Origin of the sequence: Helicobacter sp. TUL (genome assembly GCF_002287135.1) — a bacterium.
GTDB lineage: Bacteria > Campylobacterota > Campylobacteria > Campylobacterales > Helicobacteraceae > Helicobacter_F.
Window position 1 is genome coordinate 47,361 of the sequence record NZ_NESU01000005.1, and the last position, 18,352, is coordinate 65,712.

General features: G+C 37.0%; 19 protein-coding genes, 1 tRNA gene and 1 pseudogene. 13 read left to right on the top strand and 8 right to left on the bottom strand.

The genetic code is table 11. The annotated features are described in order from the left end of the window. Positions 1-8 precede the first annotated feature (8 nt). Both dxr and B9T66_RS03555 read right to left on the bottom strand, forming a co-directional pair. Positions 9-1,133: a 1-deoxy-D-xylulose-5-phosphate reductoisomerase gene (gene dxr, locus B9T66_RS03550; protein WP_095627618.1), complete on the bottom strand. Its 1,125-nt coding sequence runs from the start codon at positions 1,131-1,133 to the stop codon at positions 9-11. Positions 1,134-1,149: 16 nt separating this feature from the next. After that, the gene (locus B9T66_RS03555; RefSeq protein ID WP_095627619.1) at positions 1,150-1,947 is read right to left on the bottom strand and encodes a phosphatidate cytidylyltransferase; all 798 of its coding nucleotides are present in this window, start codon (positions 1,945-1,947) and stop codon (positions 1,150-1,152) included. A 224-nt stretch (positions 1,948-2,171) separates the two neighbouring features. Here B9T66_RS03555 and B9T66_RS03560 point away from each other — a divergent pair. The 9 genes and pseudogenes from B9T66_RS03560 to B9T66_RS03600 form a co-directional block, all read left to right on the top strand. Next, positions 2,172-3,380: pseudogene (locus B9T66_RS03560) on the top strand (S41 family peptidase); the annotation flags it as partial. A gap of 21 nt (positions 3,381-3,401) precedes the next feature. Next, positions 3,402-4,115: a phosphoribosylaminoimidazolesuccinocarboxamide synthase gene (gene purC, locus B9T66_RS03565; RefSeq protein ID WP_095627621.1), complete on the top strand. Its 714-nt coding sequence runs from the start codon at positions 3,402-3,404 to the stop codon at positions 4,113-4,115. Positions 4,116-4,124: 9 nt separating this feature from the next. Beyond that, positions 4,125-4,364: a phosphoribosylformylglycinamidine synthase subunit PurS gene (gene purS / locus B9T66_RS03570; protein ID WP_095627622.1), complete on the top strand. Its 240-nt coding sequence runs from the start codon at positions 4,125-4,127 to the stop codon at positions 4,362-4,364. Beyond that, on the top strand, positions 4,365-5,033 hold the full coding sequence (gene purQ / locus B9T66_RS03575) for a phosphoribosylformylglycinamidine synthase subunit PurQ (protein WP_095627623.1): 669 nt from the start codon (positions 4,365-4,367) through the stop codon (positions 5,031-5,033). 17 nt (positions 5,034-5,050) lie between these two features. Then, positions 5,051-6,199 carry a hypothetical protein gene (locus B9T66_RS03580; RefSeq protein WP_095627624.1) on the top strand — a complete coding sequence of 383 codons (1,149 nt, stop codon included), beginning with the start codon at positions 5,051-5,053 and terminating at the stop codon, positions 6,197-6,199. Next, positions 6,183-6,887, top strand: a complete 705-nt coding sequence (locus B9T66_RS03585; RefSeq protein WP_095627625.1) for a lysophospholipid acyltransferase family protein — start codon at positions 6,183-6,185, stop codon at positions 6,885-6,887. Before B9T66_RS03580 ends, B9T66_RS03585 begins: the two co-directional genes overlap by 17 nt. Before the next feature lie 41 nt (positions 6,888-6,928). Next, positions 6,929-7,004 (top strand) — tRNA-Ala (locus B9T66_RS03590). 739 nt (positions 7,005-7,743) lie between these two features. Then, a complete protein-coding gene (locus tag B9T66_RS03595) occupies positions 7,744-9,264 on the top strand; it encodes a hypothetical protein (protein WP_095627626.1) in 1,521 nt (506 codons plus the stop codon). Beyond that, complete coding sequence (locus tag B9T66_RS03600) at positions 9,261-10,265, top strand: hypothetical protein (protein ID WP_095627627.1); 1,005 nt, start codon at positions 9,261-9,263, stop codon at positions 10,263-10,265. The genes B9T66_RS03595 and B9T66_RS03600 overlap by 4 nt, the downstream gene beginning before the upstream one ends. Here the strand turns inward: B9T66_RS03600 and B9T66_RS08825 are convergent. Next, positions 10,260-10,397: a hypothetical protein gene (locus B9T66_RS08825; protein ID WP_180763324.1), complete on the bottom strand. Its 138-nt coding sequence runs from the start codon at positions 10,395-10,397 to the stop codon at positions 10,260-10,262. The two genes, B9T66_RS03600 and B9T66_RS08825, sit on opposite strands and share 6 nt — an antisense overlap. Continuing rightward, positions 10,394-10,579, bottom strand: a complete 186-nt coding sequence (locus B9T66_RS09120) for a hypothetical protein (RefSeq protein ID WP_257874580.1) — start codon at positions 10,577-10,579, stop codon at positions 10,394-10,396. Before B9T66_RS09120 ends, B9T66_RS08825 begins: the two co-directional genes overlap by 4 nt. 152 nt (positions 10,580-10,731) lie before the next feature. On the opposite strand from B9T66_RS09120, the gene B9T66_RS03610 reads away from it, so the two are divergent. Further along, entirely contained in the window at positions 10,732-11,181 is a 450-nt protein-coding gene (locus tag B9T66_RS03610; protein WP_095627628.1) for an SxtJ family membrane protein, read from the top strand. Between the two features lie 10 nt (positions 11,182-11,191). Then, positions 11,192-11,341: a DUF5989 family protein gene (locus B9T66_RS08830; protein WP_180763325.1), complete on the top strand. Its 150-nt coding sequence runs from the start codon at positions 11,192-11,194 to the stop codon at positions 11,339-11,341. Here the strand turns inward: B9T66_RS08830 and B9T66_RS03615 are convergent. From B9T66_RS03615 to B9T66_RS03625, 3 genes are read right to left on the bottom strand one after another with little or no spacing between them, the layout of a single operon-like run. Then, positions 11,338-12,636 carry a TRAP transporter large permease gene (locus tag B9T66_RS03615; RefSeq protein ID WP_095627629.1) on the bottom strand — a complete coding sequence of 433 codons (1,299 nt, stop codon included), beginning with the start codon at positions 12,634-12,636 and terminating at the stop codon, positions 11,338-11,340. The two genes, B9T66_RS08830 and B9T66_RS03615, sit on opposite strands and share 4 nt — an antisense overlap. A 1-nt stretch (position 12,637) precedes the next feature. Further along, entirely contained in the window at positions 12,638-13,258 is a 621-nt protein-coding gene (locus B9T66_RS03620; RefSeq protein WP_095627630.1) for a TRAP transporter small permease, read from the bottom strand. 9 nt (positions 13,259-13,267) lie between these two features. Further along, positions 13,268-14,293 (bottom strand): DctP family TRAP transporter solute-binding subunit, encoded by a 1,026-nt coding sequence (locus B9T66_RS03625; protein ID WP_095627631.1) that lies wholly within the window; start codon positions 14,291-14,293, stop codon positions 13,268-13,270. 201 nt (positions 14,294-14,494) lie between these two features. Between B9T66_RS03625 and B9T66_RS03630 the strand changes: the two genes are divergently transcribed. Both B9T66_RS03630 and B9T66_RS03635 read left to right on the top strand, forming a co-directional pair. Further along, entirely contained in the window at positions 14,495-16,099 is a 1,605-nt protein-coding gene (locus B9T66_RS03630; protein ID WP_095627632.1) for a glycosyltransferase family 2 protein, read from the top strand. Then, entirely contained in the window at positions 16,099-17,106 is a 1,008-nt protein-coding gene (locus B9T66_RS03635; protein ID WP_095627633.1) for a glycosyltransferase, read from the top strand. Before B9T66_RS03630 ends, B9T66_RS03635 begins: the two co-directional genes overlap by 1 nt. A 263-nt stretch (positions 17,107-17,369) precedes the next feature. Here the strand turns inward: B9T66_RS03635 and B9T66_RS03640 are convergent, their stop codons facing one another. Next, on the bottom strand, positions 17,370-18,149 hold the full coding sequence (locus tag B9T66_RS03640; protein ID WP_095627634.1) for a TSUP family transporter: 780 nt from the start codon (positions 18,147-18,149) through the stop codon (positions 17,370-17,372). Positions 18,150-18,352 lie beyond the last annotated feature (203 nt).

The following is an 18,352-nucleotide window of genomic DNA, read 5'->3' on the forward strand; positions in this document are numbered from 1 at the left end:
GTAATGTCTTATGAGTGCGTGGTATGAAGCCACGATGCACTAAAGGCGCGCACTTCAGAATCTAAAGCCCGAATGTCTTGAATATCTGTAAGTGCGTGTGTCTTGATACTATCAAAATATCGCATACTTTCCAAAATACACGCGCTAATACTCCCAAAATCAATGCGTGAATCCAAAAATGCACCCACCGCGATTTCATTACTAGCATTTAGCACAATACCAAGCTTTGGATACGCTAAAAGTGTTGATTTGAGATCCCATACAGGATAGCGTTTAGAATCTATGGGTTTAAGATGTATATTTGTAAGCGCACTCATATCAAAGCGTGGGATAAGGCGCATAGACTTTGCCTTTTGCTCATCAAGCGCATAGGCTATGGGAAGTTGCATATCAGCGTGAGAAATATGTGCGGTGATAGATCCATCTACAAACTCCACAAGTGCGTGTATTGCGGAGCACTCCTCGATATATGCGTCAATATGTTGTATGCCAAACAGCCAATATGCTTCCAAAACCTCAAAAAGCTTATTTACCATTGTTGCGCTATCTATTGTAATTTTTTGCCCCATAGACCAATTTGGGTGCTTAAGTGCTTCAGCGGGTGTGGCAAAAGGCAGTTTGTCTAATGGCATATCACGCAATGCCCCACCACTAGCAGTAATACAAAGCCTATATATTGCTCGCGCAGTATGCAGATACCACAATCCAAAATGCTCACTATCAATAGGCGTAATTGGATAATCAGCAAAAAGCCACCCAGCATTCACAAGACTTTCTTTGTTTGCAAGGGCAAGTTTTTTGCCACATTGCTTAATCACAAGACTTGGAGCAAGCCCAGCATAACCCACCAAGGCATTAACCGCAAGTGTGCTTTGAGAAGCTTTGATCATATCCAAAAGCCCCTCTTCACCAAAGAAAACGCGTATATTCTGCGCCTTGATATATGCCATATCAAGCTTTGTTGCGTCATTTATATCCGCTATGCAGATATTTTTTGGGCGATATTGATGAATTTGTGTATTAAAAAGTGCAATATTCTTACCTGCGCTAAGAGATTCTATAGGAAGCCCAAAGGCATTTGCGACCTTAAGGGTATTTGTCCCAATAGAACCAGTGCTACCTAAAAGAATCATAGACTAAAAGCAATGTTTATGAAAAATATATTTCGCTATAAAGCGGTAAAGCAGAAAGTGCAAAAAGCATTATAACAGCACCAAACAATAATGCATCAACTCTATCTAGCACACCACCATGACCGGGAAAAATCGAGCCACTATCCTTGAGATTTACTTCACGCTTGAGATAGCTCTCAAACAAATCCCCAAAAACAGAACTAAGCGCGATACAAAATGCTACCAACACCGCTACAAAAAAGCTATGTGTGATACCAAGACACAATACAGAGCCTAAAGCAGTGCCACAAGCAACCCCTATGATGACACCCTCGATAGTTTTCTTTGGTGATGTGGGTGAAAATGGGGTTTTGCCAAAAAGTCTCCCACCAAAATATGCCCCTATATCGGTGCAAGCTACTACCACGATAAGACAAATAAGCCCCAATCTACCAAATGACTCATACACAGACCAAATACACAAAAATGGTAAGGTAGGATACAAAAAGGGTAGCAACACTTTTAAAGGAAGTTTTTTGTTATATGCAATATAAGAAGCATACACGATAAGCACACACAAGCCATTATACAAAGGGGTTTTGGTAAAATACACGCTAATCCACAATAACACGCTCCACGCATAAAAATGCCACGCAGATTCTAAAGAATAAAAAGCTAGAGATTCTCTAAGCGCAATCACAAAAAGCGCACCCAATACAAACCAAATAAGCAATGTGCTATTAAGCAACAAAATCAATGCAAGTGCCACAACAAGCAAGGCACCTGTGATATAGCGCTGTTTATCCGCACCCAAACTCTTTATTCTATCTTTCATATTATTCCTTATTTGAAATGTGCTATGTTTTTGGATTATAGCAAAAAAATGAGTATTTACTGAAAAATAGAGAATTTTTGGTAGAATCCGAAGTCTAAATTTTTAAAATCTTTAGGTTACAAAACAAACATAGAGGTGGGGATTAGATGAAATACCAAAAAATACTATTGCTTTGTGTGTGCTGTGTGCTTGGATTTGGGATTGTATTTGGCGCGGATAATAAAGAGCAAAATAGACTTGATGCACATAAAAAACTACGCAAAGTTATCAATGTCATAGAAGAAAACTATGTTGATGAAGTGCAAATCGATGAAATTATTAATAAAGCCATAGATGGGCTTTTAAGCAACCTTGATGCACATTCTGCCTACCTCGATAAGAAAAAATTTGATGATTTACGATCACAAACTGAGGGAGAATTTGGCGGGATAGGTATCACACTTGGTATGAAAGATGGAGCCCTAACCGTCATCGCCCCTATTGATGATACTCCAGCATTCAAAGCAGGTATAAAAAGCGGTGATGTAATCCTAAAAATCAATAATGAAACCACACTAAATATGAGTATTGATGATGCAGTGAATCTTATGCGTGGTAAGCCAAAAACAAAACTTGAACTTACGCTTGTAAGAAGTGGTGAGCCAAAACCTATAGTCGTCCAGCTTACAAGAGATATTATTCGCGTAGAATCTGTCAAGGTGCGCGGTATTGATGATACAAATTTTGCCTATGTGCGCGTCAATTCATTTGATAAAAATGTAACCCTTGAAGTGAAAAATGGCTTAAAATCACTAGGCAAAGTTGATGGCATTGTGCTAGATTTACGCTCTAATCCCGGAGGTTTGCTCGATCAAGCCGTAGATCTCTCAAAACTCTTTATCAAAAATGGCGTTATTGTCTCACAAAAAGGGCGCAATAAAGGTGAAAACATAGAGTTTAAAGCCAATGGTAGTGCGCCTTATGCTGATGTGCCACTTGTTGTGCTTGTCAATGGTGGAAGTGCAAGTGCTAGTGAGATTGTCGCAGGAGCATTGCAAGATCACAAAAGAGCGGTGCTTGTAGGTGAGCAAACATTTGGCAAAGGTAGTGTGCAAATGGTTATCAAACTTGATAATGATGAGGGTATAAAACTCACAATCGCAAAATATTATCTCCCAAGTGGCAGAACGATTCAAGCTGTTGGAATCCAACCAGATGTCGTCGTATATCCGGGCAATGTGCCAGAAAATGACAATAATTTCTCGCTCAAAGAAGCCGATCTCAAGCGACATTTAAAAGGTGAATTAGAAAAAATCCAAGAAAAAGCACCACTAGATTCTAAAAATACAACAAAAAATGCAAACTTCACACAAGAAGACATATACAAAGATATTCAGCTTAAAACCGCAATAGATATTCTCAAAGCTTGGAATATCTTTAAACCAAAACAATAACATAACCAAAAGGAGCACATTATGGACACACAACAAATGCTTTATGAGGGTAAGGGCAAGAAACTTTTTCTTACAAACAATCCTCAAGAGGTGCTTGTAGAATTTAAAGATGATTTAACCGCATTTAACGCTGAAAAAAAAGGTTCTGAACAAGGCAAGGGTGCGCTTAATTGTGAGATTAGCACCGCGATTTTTGAACTTTTAATCCAAAATGGCATACAAACACATTTCATCAAAAAGCTAGATTCTACACATATGCTTTGCAAAAAAGTGCAAATTATTCCTATAGAAGTTGTAGTGCGCAATGTCGCCACAGGTTCGCTAACAAAGCGTCTAGGCATAGAAGATGGAAAAATCTTGCCTTTTGCCCTTGTAGAGTTTTATTACAAAGACGATGCGCTTGGTGATCCTATCATCAATGATGAGCATTGCAAGATTTTAGGTATCACACAAGACACAACAGAGCTAGATTTTTTGCGCACACAAGCACGCAAGATTAATCAAATACTAAGTGAATTTTTCATCACACGCAACCTCCGCCTTATTGACTTCAAGCTTGAATTTGGCAAAGACAGCGAGGGTAATATTTTACTTGCCGATGAGATTAGCCCTGATAGTTGTAGATTCTGGGATAAAGATACAAATGACAAACTTGATAAAGATAGATTCCGTCAAAATCTCGGTAGCGTAAAAGTAGCGTATGAGGAAGTTTTAAAACGAATTTTGCAAAAGTAAGGATTATATATGGAAATAAAAGCCCTCATTACTTTAAAAAATGGTGTCTTAGATCCACAGGCTAAAGCCATTCATCACGCGCTTTTGGCTCATAATTTTAGTGATGTAAAAAGTGTCAAAATGGCTAAAGAAATCGTGCTAGACATAGATTCTCAAGATGAATCGTATGCGATTGCACAAGTAGAAAAAATGTGTCAAGAACTCTTGGCAAACACGGTTATAGAAGACTTTGAAGTGATGAGAAAATAAATGAGCGTCGCAATACTTCAATTTCCTGGGACAAATTGTGAAATGGATATGGCGTATGCCTACAAATGTATAGGAGCACCCTATACAATCGTATGGCATCAAGAGCAGGTATTACCCAAAGATACAAAACTAGTCATTGTGCCTGGTGGCTTTAGCTATGGAGATTATTTGCGGAGTGGGGCTATAGCAAGATTTTCTCCTATCATGCAGGCAGTGCGTGAGTTTGCTATGCAAGGTGGCTATGTGCTTGGAATCTGTAATGGCTTTCAGATTCTATGCGAAGCAAGACTTCTACCCGGAGTGCTCAAACGCAATAATTCACTACATTTTATTAGCCAAAACCAAAAACTTTGTGTAAAAAATACCAACAACGCATTTTTATCTCATTACAAAAAAGAAAGTGTCATTTCTCTACCAATCGCACATGCCGATGGTTGCTATTTCATTGATGAGCAGTCTTTGCGTGCATTACAAAAAAACGATCAGATTCTGCTTACATATGTTGATAATCCAAATGGCTCTGTGGCAGATATAGCAGGAATCTGCAATGAACAAAAAAATGTCTTTGGGCTTATGCCCCACCCAGAGCGCGCGATAGAGAATCTCTTGGGTGGAGTTGATGGCTTGGAGATGCTTGCAAGTCTTTATCACACAGCATTGCAACATTAAAAACATTAGGAAGGTAAATGACGCGATTATTTTCTAAAGCCTTACTAAGCTTTTGTTTTGTCACAGGCATTATTGTAGCCACAGACACACAAGCAGACCAAGAACTCACGACATCTCCAAAAATTGTTTATGCAAAAGCCCTTAGCACCACTCAAACCCTCCAAGATCAGACATTTTATGTTGGACAAGAAGTCTCCATAGTATATGAGGCTTCACTTTTTGCCGGTGCAAGTCTCAAGGGAAGCAATTTTGAAAAAAGCCCCAAAGACAAAGTTGAGCTCAAAAACAAAAATGCGACTTGGAAAAATGTAGATTCTCAACATCTACAAACTACCTATGTTTTCAAGCTAAAAGCCTCATCTGCAACAATACCTGCACTCAATGTAGTAGCCCTATCCGCAGATGGAAGCTATGAAGAGCAAGTGCGCGTAGATTCTATCGCGCTTAATGTGATTGATTTGGGAAGCAATGCCCAATACGCAGGAGTTTTGGGCAAAGACTTCAAACTCTTACGAAACAAAAGCCAAAGCTATGATGAATTGCACAACATCATAGTCTTTGAATTTGAAATGCAATCCCAAAACCTAAAAGATATGAATATCAAAGGCTTTGAAACGCAAGGCTTTGAAGAGCTAAGCCAACGCAACGGCGGTATGTATGGGGTGTATTATGTGATAGTCCCAAAAAGTTTGCGTGAGCTTTCATTTGAATATTTTAATCCCGATGTGCGTCGCTTTGAAAATGTGAATATCCCTATTGTTGTGGTAAATTCCGAGCTTGTAAGCACACAAAGCGATCTCAATCCCAAGGCAAGTTACGCATTTTTTAAGCTTGTGATTATTGGTATATTGATTATCCTCTTTTTGGGGCTATTTCTTTGGAAACGCTATAAGATCTTTTTGTTTATTGTGGCATTGTTGTGTGGGATTTTAATCTATAGCCTTGCATTTAGCAATAGCTATGGCACACTTAAAGCTGGGGCATCGGTGAGCATATTACCAATGAAAGGCTCAACAATTGTGCGCGTAGTAGAATCTGATATACCCATACAAATTGTAGGAGAGCGAAAAATGGATCTCCAAGGGCAAAGCGTATTATTATATAAAGTGCTTATAGGAGATTCTCAAATTGGTTGGGTAAGGAGTGAATATGTTAGCAAAAATTAAAGGTCTTTTCGCCACAGCGCTTATTGCCCTCTATCTTCCAATAATCATTTTACAAATCTATTGGACACGCCATCATCAAAATGGGAGAAAAGCCCGATTACAATGCCGTTATTTTTACACTCTCAATGGCTTTCATATGGATTGCATAGGAGAATTTGACACAAGCGCGCAACTTATTGTATTAAATCACCAAAGCGTCAATGATATTATGTTTTTGGAGGGCTTCCACCCAAGCAATATTTGTTGGGTGGCAAAAAAACAATTAGGCGAGATTCCACTCTATGGACTTGCACTTACCCTACCTGAAATGATCTTGATAGATAGAGAAGATAAAAATGGCATTATTTTTCTCCTCAAACAAGCCAAAGAAAAACTAGCCCAAAATCGCCCTATTGTTATATTCCCAGAAGGCACGAGAGGCAGAGGCAATGAAAAACTACTCCCATTCAAGCCCGGAGCAAAGATTCTCGCCCAAAAACTTAACTTAAAGATTCAGCCTATCTTGCTTATCAACACACGCAAAATGTATGACACATCACCCATTTCCTCACACACAAATAAGGCGCGTATGGTTATACTTGAAGCTTTTACGCCAGATTTTAACGATCCGCAATGGTATGAAAAACTAGAATCTCTCATGCAAGAAACATATGCCAAACACTATGCACAATGCAATCCAAACCCTTAATATGTCTTTAAAGTCTTTATGGTTATAATCACCTTTTGTTTGGGGTGTTAGCTCAGTTGGGAGAGCGCAACGCTGGCAGCGTTGAGGTCAGGGGTTCGAACCCCCTACACTCCACCAAACAAATAAAACTTCACAAATTTTGCATAGAGACAAAACAATCATATTTAGCATATTCGCACCAAGTGGGTTATTCTTGACAGTTTTTGTGGTGGAAAAATCATAAGTTTCATACAGTATATGAAAGGATAGAGTTATGATTGAGAGTTTTGAGTTGGGGGCTTTCTGGAACTCAAAATTTTATTAAAAGAAAATGTCATTATATATCGCTACAATCGACATTTTATGAGTGTCACTTTGGGTTTATTTTTTAAATTTTTATTAAGGTTTTTGCATAGAAAAAATGATATAAGTTTCAAAGTAGCAATTTTTTTACATGAGTGATCCACACAAACTCTGAAAGATTTCTGCTTTTGAAACCTTACATTCTCTTTCCAACCTGCCAACATAAATATAAAACTGCTTGTTTTGACCAAATGTTTTACTACAATGCTACATTATTGTATAATACCTTGATGTCATAAATTTTCACCATATAATAAGAATACTTCAATGCCACAGGCAAATATCTATGAGATTATCAAAGTCAAGTTACAAAACGTCTCAGAAGAGATTTTATAATCCAACTCAAAAGAGTAGCAGAATATAGCTATAGAGTATATAAGGGGGAGAGAGTGATAAATAGTGATTCTATAAAGGAGATAAGGACTAAAGATTCTGTGAATGAAACCATACTTAGTAACTTTGTTTATAATGAGACTTTTATCCCAACAAAAATAGATATACACAAGGAGTTATAATGCAAGGTGTGATATTTGAGCTAGAAGAAGTGAACTTATGGGAAGAGATTTTAAAAGAATTAGAAGAAATGCGAATAAATATTTCTAGCAAAGAGAGTCTTCAACAATATTTTTGGGATTCAACCCTCCACATCCTCAAATCCTATCGCCCATCTCCAAATGGTAATGGTATCAAATGGAGCAAAGAAGAAAAAGAGGCTTTTATAAAGCTAAGCCTTAAAGAACAAAGAAAAATGATAGTAAGAAAATCTGAATTACAATCAACCCTCTTTCCTTATGTTAATGTAGATTATGAACCCTATACATATAGTGAGAGAATAAGTGATATGGCTAAAAAGACTTATACTAAAGCTAATAAGCTTTTAGAGAAACATAGCAATACAGATTTTAATTTACTAGATTCTAAGATTCAACAAGAAATATTACAGAATCTAAGGATAGCCTATAAAGAACAATACATCAAAGCAGGAGTAAAACTCTCTACATTACTTTTTAAAAAAGCTTCTCTCAAAGGAGGAGATGAAAGCAAAAAAGAAATACTTGAATGTGTAAAAATTACAAAAGATTTGCTAAATAAAAAGATACCAGAGATGAGCTATATGTATTATCAACTCTATAAGTGGAGTAGTGATAATGAGAGATTATTTCACACAGAACTAACACCTTATAGTTTAGGACTAGTAAGAGAAGAAGCAAGAGAGTGTTATAACCATGCACTAGAGTGTGTTGTATGGGAGGCTATAGATGAGGAGGCACAAAGGGAAAGTCTACAAAAAAGTTGCTTTGCAGCCGAACTCTATCTTGCAGCAGCTATTAAATACCAAAGTCCATTAGCATTCTATCTTGCAGCACTTAATTATGCACCTAGTGGGACCACAAATGAATCTTTAAAATATGCTCTTATTCCCTATAATGCATGTTTGCGTTGCTCAATTGCTTTAGGAAATCTTGATGCTCTTATGACGCTAATGGATAATTATAAGTATGGCATAAGAATGATGAGAAAATCTCCACTCACACTAAAACTCCTAGAAACATATATGACAAACAGATCTAAAGACCTAATCAATGGGCTAGATCCCTACTTTGATGAGAAATTTAGCCCTGAGCTTATCATTGATTTAGGAGGATATACTGTAGCAGCAGCCTATGGAGGATCGATTATGCAACCTGGTCTTTCTCGTCTTGTGAAAGGGTGGAATTATTATAGAATCACCATTAAAGATCCAAGAGATAGAGATTCTACACCAGAGAGTATTAAAGAGTATTATCTAAGAATGTGGGAAATGTTGGTGTCCGTGGGTAATGACTTGATGATATTTAAAAATATTAGTGCTAGACAGATTCTTGCTCAAAAAATCTACTCCAACCTCACCTATGGACTGCCATCTGCTCGTCCTTATATCTTTCCTAAAGAAGTGCTTGACTTAAAGATTGATTTTACTAAGGGTTTAGATGGATATGGAAAAGAAATGGATGAAGAATCACTGAATAAACTTATAGCAGAGGATGAAGAATGAAACAAACAACATATAACTTACACATACACAATATAGAGCGAAGAGAGGCTCTCAAAACATTTATGAATTTGGGTTTGGTGAGTATAGCAGGAAGCTTAGGTTTATCATATGTATGGAATAATCATAAAGATTCTAGTGTGATAGAATCTAGTCTTGCAAATAATGAAGCAATAAAGCATTCTATACATGCAGAATCTGTGCCATATTTTATAGCATATCCATACACTACATTACTACTGAGTTCATCTTTGATATACAACCCATCATATCTTTTTACATTACTTAAGTTAAATACATCTTTTATCATATTACTAGATTCTTTGCATACTCCATTACTAGAAACATTACAAAATATAAAAGCTAATTTAGAATACATCAATCAAAAATATATATCCAACAATCTAGAATCTAAGCTAGATTCTATTATACAATCATTGCAACATAGTGATGCGTTATTGTATATTCATAACCAAACATTATCTTACAAGAACATAGGAGCATATACAAAGAATGAGGATGTAGCACAAAAGCATTTTAAGGATATGATAAGAAATAATCTTTATACCTATAACTTATCTTATTTTGCTCATGCACAAGAAAACGAATCTACACAAATCTATAAAGAAGCTCATATCAAAGTTCATTCATATATAGACAATATACAATCTCAAAACACACATACAACACAACAAACACAAACAAATTTCCAAAACCTTATCAACAAGAAACTTACACAAACAAAGCTGAAATACCAAAATCCACAAAACAATATAGCATATCAACAGGTGGGAGAAACAACTAATAGCCAAAGAGATTTTATAATCCAACTCAAAAGAGTAGCAGAATATAGCTATAGAGTATATAAGGGGGAGAGAGTGATAAATAGTGATTCTATAAAGGAGATAAGGACTAAAGATTCTGTGAATGAAACCATACTTAGTAACTTTGTTTATAATGAGACTTTTATCCCAACAAAAATAGATATACACAAGGAGTTATAATGCAAGGTGCAATATTTCGTGATGATATAGCTTTTTGGACACAGATTCTTCAAGAATATGTATATAAAATGTTTGCTTCTTAGATTCCACACTCTCCATATAGCCTTTCATCACCAAAATATCGCTCCTCATTTTTTCCCTTTTAACACAGCATAACCTCCCTCATTGAGTTCAAAATCATAGGTTATAGAATCTAGCTTGACTTTACCTGTGATAACACAAGGATAAGTGCAATATTGAGCCACTGGAATATGGCTATACTCTTTGGCTTGCTTGAAAAATTTGATAATATTTGCTTTGTGAAAATATTGCACAATTTCAGCATTGCAAGTTTCTTTTATGGCATTGATATAGGATTCTCCGCTTTCCTTATCTGCTTTACCAAGCTTAACGCTAGGTTGGTCTAATTCTACGATTGTAATACCTTTGAAATTATCCGCATATACAAATATGGGATACTAACAATATGATACAAAATCCACAACAATCGAATACACAAACCTTGAAGCATTGTGAAGCCACAAACTCTCATACAATAAGCACAAAGGATCTACGCATATTTCTTGCAATATGGGCAGGAATCTTTATACTCCTAGCCATATTTCCGCTTTTTAGAGATCCTCAAACAACCCCTAGATTATGGGCAATTATTGCTTGTATTGTAAGTATTGTGCTTATGTGCATACCGCGTGTTATTGTGCCCTTTTATAGACTTTGGATTCTTTTAGGCGAAGCGATAGGGTTTGTGATTTCACGAACCATTTTAGCAATTTTATTTTTTGGGATTTTTACCCCCATAGCATTATTTTTTAGACTCATTAAGCGTGATGTTTTACACCAAAAGCCAAACAAGGCAATACAGAGTTATTTTATACAACGCACACAACAACCACAAAGTATGAAAAATCAATTTTAGGAGTGATATAATGAATATTATTAAAGAACTTTGGCAATTTTTAAAAACAAGAAAGAAATTTTGGCTTTTTCCTGTGATTTTAGTGATGGTATTTCTAGGGGTGCTTATAGTGCTATCACAAGGAAGTGCGATAGCACCATTTATCTATACGATTTTTTAATCCACTAGACACAAGGAAATTTGTGGGACATAGGCGACAAGCGCAAGTCCAAAGACCATAACCCCAAGCCAAGGCAGGATAGAAACAACAACATTCTTAAGGTCCATGCCTGTAAGCGAACTTGCAACAAAGAGATTAAGCCCCACAGGTGGGGTTATCATACCTATTTCCATATTAATCACCATAATGATTCCAAAATGCACAGGATCAATCCCCAAAGACACAGCAATAGGTAACAAAAGCGGAGTCATAATCATCACAACCGAACTAGGCTCCATAAACTGCCCCATAATAAAAAGCAAGATATTAACCACGATAAGAAACACCCACCAACTCATATTTTGAGAGATAAGATATTCGGCGATATGATGTGGTATGCGCTCACTTGTGAGAAAATGCGCAAATACAACTGCTGATCCAATGATAGCAAAAATCATAGCAGTAGTAATCGCCGCATCTAAGCACACGCTATATAAATCTTTTAGCTTCAAATCCCTATACACAAAGACAGAAATAATAAACGCATACACCGCTGCTATTGCGGCAGCTTCTGTGGCTGTAAAGATTCCTCCATAAATCCCACCAATCACAACAACAATAATAAGCAATGCCCAAAAAGCTCTCATAAAGTGCTTTATGCGCACACTTAGGGGCTCGGGTTTTGTGGCTTTGTGTCCTAAGCGTTTTGCTCCTATGTAAGTCCAAATCATCATCATAACGCCAATCAAAATACCAGGCACAATCCCAGCCTTAAATAAAGCTTCGATAGACACAACAATTTCTTTGCCATCAAGTCCGCTAAGTCCGCTTGCCGTTACTCCATAGACAATCATCACCACAGAAGGTGGGATCAAAATCCCCAAACTCCCTGCACTTGTGATAGCTCCCACGGCATAAGATTTGGGGTATCCTGCTTGTTGGATTGCCAAAAACATCACCGAACCAATCGCTACCACCGTGGCAGGTGAGCTACCACTCACAGCAGCAAAAATAATACAAGCCAAAATAGCACTCATTGGCAGACCACCGGGCAAATGTCCCACCATTGATTTAGCAAAATCTATAATCCTTTGAGCCGCACTGCCCTTACTCAAAAGCGAACCTGCCAAGATAAACATCGGAATCGCCATAAGCGTAGGCTTAAATGCCGAAATAAAAATTTCTGGAATCCCTGTAATATCGTGCGAGGTGAATGCTATCATCGCTACCATAGCACTTATCCCTAAAGACACGGCGATAGGCACACCAAAAAGGATCAATGCAAAAAGGACGATAAACAAAACTACAATACTCATATTACTCCTTAATCGCACTATCGTGGATAATTTCTTCTTGTGTGATTTTTACTACATCTTTGGCTTCCATCCACGACACCTCATAGATTTTTTCTATCACGCGATATGTCGCACCCAAAAATGCCGCGGGCAAACACACAAGAAATATCCACAAAGGCACATTATGCAATGCCTCTGAATAACGCCCAAGCTCATAGTTAAGCTCACACACAAGATACCCAGCATACGCCATAAACGCCAAAAAACACGCGCTAAGAATATATGAAACAATCACACAAGTCTTTGCCAACGTAGGCGGAAAACGCTCAACAAGAATCATCACTGATATATGCACCCCCTTACGGAATCCATATGCTGCTCCAAAAAGTGCACTCCAAATAAAGCAATATGTCGAAACTTCCTCGCCCCATGTTAGCGAATGAATATCAGAGAAAAAAGTGGCTAAAAAACGCGTAAAGACATTAATCGCCACTATCAGCACACCAGCTACTAGCCCAAAAACTGCAATATTCTTATTGATACCTGCAATAACACTATCCAAAATCCTAAAAACTCTATTGACACTCGGACTTAAATGTGCCCATTTAAAGGGCTTTTGCAATAAAAGTAAAAACGATTTCAAACAAAAACCTTATTTTGTCTCAAGTGTCTTTTTGATCAAATCTTCCCCGACAAGATCATAAAACTTCGGATAAATAGCCACCATCACTTCTTGCCATTGCTTTTTCTGATCATCATCAAGCGTGTAAATCGTGAGTTTATCTGCATTATCTTGTGCGTATTTTTGTAGATTTGCCAAAAGCACTGCCTCATCACGCGCACTTTCTTCACGCTCAAATTTTGTAGCTTCATCAAGCGCTTGTTTTACGACAGACTTAAGATCATCTGGCAACTCATTCCAAAATTTTTCACTCGCAACCACAAGATACCCCAAATATCCGTGGTTAGTTATAGTAACCGATTTTTGCACCTCATAGAATCTAGAATTATAGAGATTTGAAAGTGGATTTTCTGCACCATCAACCACACCTGTTTGCAATGCCGAATACACCTCACCAAAATTGATATTTTGTGGATTTGCACCAATAGCTTTCATTTGCTCTTCAAGCACTTTAGAGCTCATAATGCGGATTTTTTGCCCCTTGGCATCGCTTGGCAAAATAATAGGATTTTTGTTTGTGCTAAATTGCTTAAACCCAGCATCCCAATAATCTAGTGCAATAAACCCTTTTTGAGCTATTTTGTCTTTGAGAATCTGCCCTACTTCACCATCCATCACATTATGCAAATGCTCATTGTCGCGGAAAATAAATGGCACATCCCAAAGATTAAATTCTTTCACAATAGGGGTAAATTTCGAAAAGCTTGGTGCTGCCATTTGGATATTGTTACGCTTAAGCTCTTGAAATACTTTGTCATCATCAACAAGCTGTGCAGAAGGGAATACTTCAACTTTAATCTTGCCATTACTTAGCTCCTCTGCTCTCTTAGCAAACAAATCTGCTGCTTTACCCTTTGGGCTGCCTGCACTTACCACATGTGCAAACTTAATCGTATATACTTTCTCGCCATTATTAGATTCTGTTTTAGAATCTCCACACGCTACAAAAAACCCTACGATACCAACGCTCATCAATAAGGCTAATATCTTTTTCATATCTCGCTCCTTCAAACTAGAATATAACTTCTCATTCTAACCAAAAAAGCTCTATAAAAAACCATAAATGCCTTAAACTTAGCGGTGTGTATTTTCATTTTTACACAAAGTTATACGACACCACCAAGAAGACTCTGCTTAGTAATACTAAGAAAACTTATGATAAAATCTTTAAAAAGCACCATATATAAAGGCACTTCTATGACACAACCAAAACTTCCTATTAGTGTTACGATTCTTGTCAAAAATGCCCAAGCCACACTAAAAGAATGTTTAGATTCTTTGCAAAGCTTTGATGAGATTATTCTTCTTGATAATGGTAGCAGTGATACTACACTACAAATAGCGCAAGATTTTCAAGCCTCATATCAGAATCTAAAAATCTACACAAGCGAATTTATCGGATTTGGCGCATTAAAAAATCTTGCCCTAAGCCACACAAGCAATGCGTGGATTTTTAGCATAGATTCTGATGAAGTCTTAGAATCTAGCACATTGGCACTTCTTAGGCAGCTTTTTTCCAAAGACAATCTGCCCACACCAAATACACTCTTTGCGCTACCACGCAAAAATCTCTATAATGGCAAATGGATAAAGGCTTGTGGGTGGTATCCTGATTTTGTAACACGAATCTTTCACAAAGAATATACGCGTTTTAATGATAATGTCGTGCATGAAAGTATCATCGTGCCAAAAGACGCGCGACTTATCAAGCTAGATTCTGGACTTACACATTATGCGTTTAGAGATATCACGCATTTGCTTGAAAAGCTGCAACGCTACTCTAGCCTGTGGGCAGAGCAACACACACACAAAAGTGCAAGTCCGCTTAAGGCTATCATGCGCGGAAGTTGGAGTTTTGTAAGAAACTATGTGCTAAAAAAAGGATTTTTGTATGGATATAGAGGCTTTATTATTTCTGTGTGTAACGCGCTTGGCGTGTTTTTTAAATACATGAAACTTTATGAAAACCAAATAACCCCACCGCGTAGCGTTTCGCTTATTGTTACTACCTATAACCAAAAAGAACGCCTAGCTTTAGTGCTAGATTCTATAAAGCATCTACACACATTGCCTACTGAAGTGCTTGTCGCAGATGACGGAAGCAAAGAGGATACAAGAGAACTGATACAATCTTATGCGCACACCTTTCCTTGTGTGCTTAGGCATATTTGGCAGGAAGATAGGGGCTTTCGTTTAAGTCAAATCCGCAATCGCGCAATCAATGCAGCACAAGGTGAATACATCATTATCATCGATGGAGATATGATTGTGCATCCATCGTTTGTGCGCGATCACATAGCCTTTGCCAAACCAAAAGTTTTTTTGCAAGGCTCGCGTGTGATTTTGGATTCTCATACCTCACAAACAATCCTCCAAAACAAACAACAGAATCAAAACGACGCATACGCATATGCCTTTGGGCATGGAGGATTCAAAGCAAAATCTTGCAAAATCCTAGCACAATGTGTGTATCAAAACTCAAAAGTAGATTCTAAATTTTTTGCCAAAAAGGACTTTATCAAGGGTATTCGTGGGTGTAATATGAGCTTTTATAAACGCGATTGTGAGGCTATCAACGGATTTAATCAAGATTTTATTGGGTGGGGACGCGAGGATAGCGAGTTTGTGGCACGATTTTTATTTAATGGCGGAGTTTTGAGGCGTTTAAAATTTGCAGGGATAGCATATCATCTCTATCATGAAGAAAACGCGCGGGATATGCTAGAATCTAATCATCAAATCTATCTTGATACAATCCAAACACAAGCAAAATACTGCCAAAATGGCTTAAGGAGCATATAATGAATCCCTTCTTTTATATCATCGTGCCAATCTATAATGTCCAAGCATATTTACACCAATGCTTAGATTCTCTTATCAATCAAACATACACACACTTTAAAGCAATTTTAATTAATGATGGTAGCACAGACTTAAGTGGGCAAATCGCACAAGAGTATTGTGATAAAGATTCACGCTTTGTGCTTATCACACAACAAAATGCAGGATTATCAATGGCAAGAAATGCTGGATTAGCATATATCAAAAATGACTTATTATCAATAAGGGGGGGGGATAATAGGTATATAGTTTTTGTAGATTCTGATGATTATATAGAGCTTGATGGATTGCAATGTCTTGCCACAATTATTTCTAGTAACCCATCTCTTGATACAATTATTTGCAATAGAGCATATCATGATACAACATTGCGCGATGCAATCTTTTTCCCAACAAGCGATGAAAATAAAACATTCAATTACGCAGATATCTTGCAGCAATATCCACATATTTGCGTATATTCGGTCTGGCTTTTTGTGTATCAATGTGATTTTTTATTTCATACAACACATATGTTTGAGCCATACATCTATCACGAGGATAATTTGTTTATTAGCTACCTCCTAACACTTACACAACGTGCATATATTGCAGACACTCCGATATATCATTATCGTGTGTCAAGGCAAGGTTCCATTATGAATACAAAAACAAAAGTTAGATTCTGTGATGGAGTATATAGTTATTTTATACTCACAAAACGATTTTATGAGCTTAGTCATGACGCACAACATGAAATACAGAGGGATTACCTATGGTATTGGGCTTCCTTTTTTCTCAAAGAAACACTACGAGGATTACAAAAATATGGCTACACAAAAGAATTACGATTTAATAAATCCGACTTAAAAACATTTTACCCATTTATGGATAAAAAATATAGATTCTGCTACCACTTTCCTAGAATCTATGGATTTCCAAAGAAAGTGCGATTGTGGTTTATGCGATACTTTAGTGCCAAACAATAATCCTAAGAGCACTTCTAAAATCCATAAGGATTTCTTTGCTACAATCCACACAAAGCCAAACATTGTCTAAAGTGGTTTTTGTGTTGGATCTTTTAATACAAAATAGGATTAGAAGGTTTGTCGCAACACAATTATAACTCTTATATGACAAATCTCATAGTGCATATGTAATGCCAAATATGAATAGGAATTGTACTTGTGTTATGACACAGATTGGCTGCAAACAAAGAGAATGTTATGAGCTTTTGCTTGTAGATAGATTGTTATAATATTCCATAAAGCTGATCATACAAAAGTTTTGCTGCCATTAAAAAAGAAACTACGACAACAAGGGGTTTTATGATATAAATCCCATAGCGGATTGCCATTTTAGATCCAAGATTTGCTCCAATGAATTGTCCCAAAGCCATGAGAAGTCCAACGCCCCAAAGCATATGCCCACCAATTGCAAAAAAGATCAACGACGCGAGATTTGTAGAGAAATTATAAAGTTTTGCTTCACCCAAGCTTTGCGTAATTCCAAAACCACCAATCACAATCAATGCAAGCATAAAAAATGATCCTGTCCCAGGTCCGAAAAATCCATCATAAAAACCAACAGCAGCGATTGTGAGACTTAAATATACAGGATTAAATTTTTTTGTTTGTTTTGCTTCTTTAATGCTTGGCGAAAATAAAAAATATAATCCAAAGATGAGAATCAAAAAAGGTAGGATTTTTGAGAGAAAATCTGCCTGAAGAAATTGCACAGCCGTTGTGCCTATTGCTGCAAAACAGAAAGCAGTAGCTGCAAAAGGAATTTTAGATTTTATATTAATATATCCCTTTTTGTAAAACTGCAAAGTTGCCGAAAAACTCCCAAAAGAGCTTTGAAGTTTGTTTGTTGCTAAGGCTTGCAAGGGTGATATTCCAGCAAGTAAAAGTGCTGGGATTGTAATCATGCCACCACCTCCTGCAATCGAGTCGACAAAACCCGCCACAAAAGCCGCAAAAAATAGTAACAAAAGCATGTATATATCAAGGTTTGCGATGAATTCTTGCATATAAATTCCTATAATAAAAAGCGTAATTATAGTGCAAAAATCAAAAAAGTATAAAATTTGTGCCTCTTGGCAATGAGTGATATATAGAGATACAATAGATTGTTAGAGATATTGCACGAAAATCTTGCCCATAGCTAAAGCACCTTGAGATTTAATAACAAAGCTCCCACAGCCCTTGCACACGGATTAGGGATTACTAAACT